Below are 4,156 nucleotides of genomic sequence, written 5' to 3'. Positions count from 1 at the left end.
AAGATCAACACTCTCCACGAGGGGGAGCCGACTAACATGGCGCTGCGGCACGCCGTGTGGGTGCCCATCGCCGCCTGTGGCGATCACTCCGAGCGGGTGCTGCCCGTGGTCCGGCTGATTCTGCGTACACCGGCCCTGCGGGCCCGCTTTCTGGAGCACCAGGCGCAGTGGAGCGACGAACTGACGGGCGAGGTGGCGCGGCGCCTGGGGCGCGACGCGGGCGCGGACATGTACCCGCGGCTGGCCGCCGGGATGGCGCTGTCCGCCTTCGACGCCGTGCTCCAGCGCTGGAGCGAGAGTGACGGCGCCGAGGATCCCGCCAGGCTGACCGACCGGGCCTTCGCCGTCATCGCCCCGGCGCTGGACGCCGAAGCGTCGTAGGGCCTCGCGGGACGCTGCCGGAGTGCGGCGGTCTTCGCGTGGCGGAGGGGCGGCGGCCTGCGAGCCTGCCGCGGGCTGGCATCATCGAGGGATGTCTGACTTGATCATCGCCGCCTGTGACGGAGCCGCGAAGAAGAATCCCGGCCCGGCGGCCTGGGCCTGGGTGGTCGCCGACGCCGACGGGCGCCCGCAGCGCTGGGAGGCCGGACCGCTCGGCGACGCGACCAACAACGTGGCCGAACTGACCGCGCTGGCCCAGCTGTTGGAGTCCACCGACCCCGCGCTGCCGCTGGAGGTCCGGATGGACAGCCAGTACGCGATGAACGCGGTCACCAAGTGGATCGCGTCCTGGAAGCGCAACGGCTGGCTGACCGCGGCGAAGAAGCCGGTGGCCAACAAGGACCTCGTCGTCCGCATCGACGCACTCCTGCAGGGCCGCGCGGTGACCTTCCGGCACGTCGCCGCCCACCAGGTGGACGGCGACCACCTCAACGCGATCGCCGACGTCGCGGCCAGTGACGCCGCCACGACGCAGCAGCCCGCCGGAACCGCCCACGGAACGCCCGCGATCCCGGAGCCGCGGCCCGAACGCATGACGGCCGCACCCGCCGGACGGTCGCGCAAGACCTCCGCGGCAGGGGCGGGCAAGAGCTCCGCCGCACGGTCGGGCAAGGGCGGGTCGGGCGGCGTGATCAAGGCCAAGTTCCCCGGCCGCTGCCACTGCCAGAAGCCCTACGCCGCCGGAGAGAAGATCGCGAAGAACGCGCACGGCTGGGGCCACGTGGAGTGCCGCGACTCCTGAGGCCCGTGCCGGGGGGCTCCGGCTTCGGTTTCGGCTCCGGGGACGGGGTGCCGTCGTCGGGGGGGCGTGCGCACCGGACGTCAGGAGGCGTCGTCCGGCACCGCCCCCAGGAGGCTGCGGACGACGGGTCCGGCGGACGCGCCGCCGGTGACGCCCTTCTCGACGACGCAGGCCACGGCGACATTGCCGCGATGTGCCACGAACCAGCCGTTGTTGGGGGCGTCCTCGGAGACCTCGGCGGTGCCGGTCTTCGCCCCCACCGCACCCGGCAGGTCGGCCAGCACACGCGCAGTGCCCTCAGTGACCGTGGCGCGCATCAACTCGCGCAGTTGCGCGACGACTTCGCGCGGCAGCGGGGTGGTCGTGGTCGTGTCCTCGCCCGTGCCGGTGAGGGTCGGCTGGTGGAAGGTGCCGGACACCGCCGTCGCGGTGACGGACGCCATGATCAGCGGGTTGGCCTGCACCCTGCCCTGGCCGATCATCGATGCGGCCTTCTCGGTCTGGTCACGGGGGACAGGGACCGACCCGTCGTACGAGGAGATGCCGACGTTCCACTTCTGCCCGACCCCGAAGTACTTGCCGGCGACATCCCCCAGCTCCTGGTCGCCGACCTTGTCGCGCAGGCCGATGAACGCGGTGTTGCAGGAGGCGGTGAAGTCCTTGCGGAAGGTGGCGTCACGGTGTTCGGAGGCCTCGACGTTCTGGAACCGCTTCCCGACGGTGAGGTACTTGGGGCAGTCCACGACATCATCGGGCGCGACCGCGTCCTTGAGCAGTAGCGCGCTGGTGGTGACGATCTTCCAGGTGGAGCCGGGCGCGTAGGTTCCGGAGACGGCACGGTTGAAGCCCGAGACGGGGGAGTTGGCCACGGCCAGGATCTCCCCGTCGTCGATCCGCAGGGCGACGAGTGCGGCGTCCTTGCCGTCGGCCTCGGCGGCGAGGGCCTTCTCCGCGGCCGACTGCCAGGTGGCGTCGAGAGTTGTGGCCACCGGCTTGTCGGCCGGGCGGTCGGACTTCTTGCCGAAGGAGGCTTCGGTCCCCGTGACCTCACCGGTGGCCCGGTCGACGAGCTGGACCGCGCCGCGCGGACCGGCGCCGCTGTCCTTGGCGATCTGCGGGATGAGCGGACCGAGGGAGGGGTGCGTCGAGCCCGACAGGGCGTTGCCGTCACGGTCGTTGATCTCGGGGGCGGCGGAGTCCTCCCGCTCCAGCCGGAACTTGTGCGTGCTGCTCAGCTTCGGGTGCACGAGGGACAGCGCCCAGTCCACCTTCCAGGTGCCGTCGTCCTGTTTGCGCAGCGGCAGGGCCGAGGCATAGGTCCAGGTGCCCAGCTCCGTGACGGGCATCTTCGCGGTGAAGGCCATGGTCGCGGTGCCGTCCTCACCGGGGGTGAGCGCCCCCGCGGACAGGGAAGGTTCGCTGATGTCGAGCCCCGCGGTGAAACTCTTCAGGACACGCTCCGCCTCCTCGGGACGCGAGGTCAGCGCGGCCGCTCGCGACATGCGCCCCGCCTCCCAGTCGGCGAGGAACGCGCGGGCCTGCTCGGCCGCCTCCGGGTCGGGTATGGGGGGCCCGGGGTCGAAGGGGCCGAGCTCCGCGGCGTACCCGACGCCTGCGGCGAGTGCGAGCGTCAGGCCCGCCGCGATCGCGACGCGAGGTCCCTTCCGGGCGGGTCTGCGGCGGGGTTCGGCAAACGGTGCGGCATCCGTCATCAAGGGCTCCTTGTGCGGGTTGTACGTGCTTCTCGGTGCGGGCAGCGGGAGGTTCGGGCGCGGGGCGCTCGGGCGAGGCGGTCCGGGAGCGGGGCGGTCCGGGAGCGGGGCGGTCCGGGAGCGGGGCGGGGCGCGCCGGGTTCTCCCTGGCTCCGGTGCACGGAGCCAGGGGCGGGCGCGCCCCGCGGCGGGTACGACGCGCTACGACAGCGCGTCGACGGTCACCGAGGCCGCTTCGGCGATCAGCTTGTCGTCCGGTTCGGCGTCCTTCTTCGCGCGGTTGGACAAGATCGCCATGACGATGGGGGCGCCGTCGGGAGGCCACACCACGGCGATGTCGTTGCGGGCCCCGTAGTAGGTGCCGGTCCCGGTCTTGTCGCCGACCACCCAGTTCTTCGGCACACCCGCCCTGATGGTGTGATCCCCGGTGGTGTTGGTCCGCAGCCACTTGGTCAGCTGGGCGCGTTCGCCCTTGCCCAGGACGTCCCCGAGGACGAACGCGCGCAGGTCCTTGGCCAGCGCCCGCGGCGTGCTCGTGTCCCGCCTCTCGCCCGGCACCCAACTGCTCAGGTCGGGCTCGCGACGGTCCATCTGCGTGACGTCGTCGCCCAGATCTTCGAGTGCGGCGTCAAGCCCCTTGGGGCCGCCGAGCTTGTCGAAGAGCAGGTTGGCCGCGGTGTTGTCGCTGTAGCGGACGGCGGCGTCACACAGTTCACCCAGGGTCATGCCGGTCTTGACATGCTTCTCGGTCACCGGCGAGTTGGGGACCAGATCGTCCTTGGAGTACGTGACCTTGCGACCGAGGCCATCCAGGGAGTATTTGTCGAGCACGGCACCGGCGGCCAGTGCCTTGAAGGTCGAGTTGTAGGCGAAGCGCTCACCGGCGTTGTACGTCACCTCGCGCCCGGTGCCGGTGTCGACGGCGTAGACGCCGAGGCGCGCGTCGAACTCGCGCTCGAGCTTCTTGAAACCGCGGGCGGACTGCTTCGCCGCGTCCGCGGGCTTCGCGGATCCGGCCGGCTTCGTGGCCGTCGTGGACGGCGACGACGAGGCAGAGGAGTCACCCTCCGCGCAGGCCATGAGCGGGACGAGGCAGAACGTGGCGAGCGCGCCGACAACGGTACGGCGGGCACGGGTGTGCTTCACGGGCCAAACCTCCAGGGCGCCCCGAAGGCAGGGCGCATAGGGGACGGGGCGGCACGGCTCCGTCCCGGTACGTGGGTGTGAGTGCCAGAGCCACCCTCGCCCCGGGGTGCGTCTG

At 71.8% G+C, this 4,156-nt stretch carries 3 protein-coding genes and 1 pseudogene; 2 read left to right on the top strand and 2 right to left on the bottom strand.

Annotated elements, in window-relative coordinates:
* Nucleotides 1-381, top strand: a pseudogene (locus ACQKIP_RS41585) (TetR family transcriptional regulator); the annotation flags it as partial.
* A gap of 91 nt (nucleotides 382-472) precedes the next feature.
* Nucleotides 473-1,183: a ribonuclease H family protein gene (locus tag ACQKIP_RS41580; RefSeq protein WP_365864511.1), complete on the top strand. Its 711-nt coding sequence runs from the start codon at nucleotides 473-475 to the stop codon at nucleotides 1,181-1,183.
* 80 nt (nucleotides 1,184-1,263) lie between these two features.
* Here ACQKIP_RS41580 and ACQKIP_RS41575 read toward each other — a convergent pair whose 3' ends face one another.
* A complete protein-coding gene (locus tag ACQKIP_RS41575; RefSeq protein WP_365864509.1) occupies nucleotides 1,264-2,895 on the bottom strand; it encodes a penicillin-binding transpeptidase domain-containing protein in 1,632 nt (543 codons plus the stop codon).
* A gap of 201 nt (nucleotides 2,896-3,096) precedes the next feature.
* Nucleotides 3,097-4,041, bottom strand: a complete 945-nt coding sequence (bla, locus tag ACQKIP_RS41570; protein WP_365864507.1) for a class A beta-lactamase — start codon at nucleotides 4,039-4,041, stop codon at nucleotides 3,097-3,099.
* Nucleotides 4,042-4,156 lie beyond the last annotated feature (115 nt).

The organism is Streptomyces sp. NPDC059900 (assembly GCF_050270335.1).
GTDB lineage: Bacteria > Actinomycetota > Actinomycetes > Streptomycetales > Streptomycetaceae > Streptomyces.
The sequence above is the reverse complement of the archived record's forward strand: the minus strand, read 5'-3'. Positions and strand labels throughout refer to the sequence as shown.

Coding starts and splice junctions, on each gene's coding strand:
- ACQKIP_RS41575 (WP_365864509.1), bottom strand. CDS start 2,895: ATGACGGATGCCGCACCGTTTGCCGAACCCCGCCGCAGACCCGCCCGG.
- ACQKIP_RS41580 (WP_365864511.1), top strand. CDS start 473: ATGTCTGACTTGATCATCGCCGCCTGTGACGGAGCCGCGAAGAAGAAT.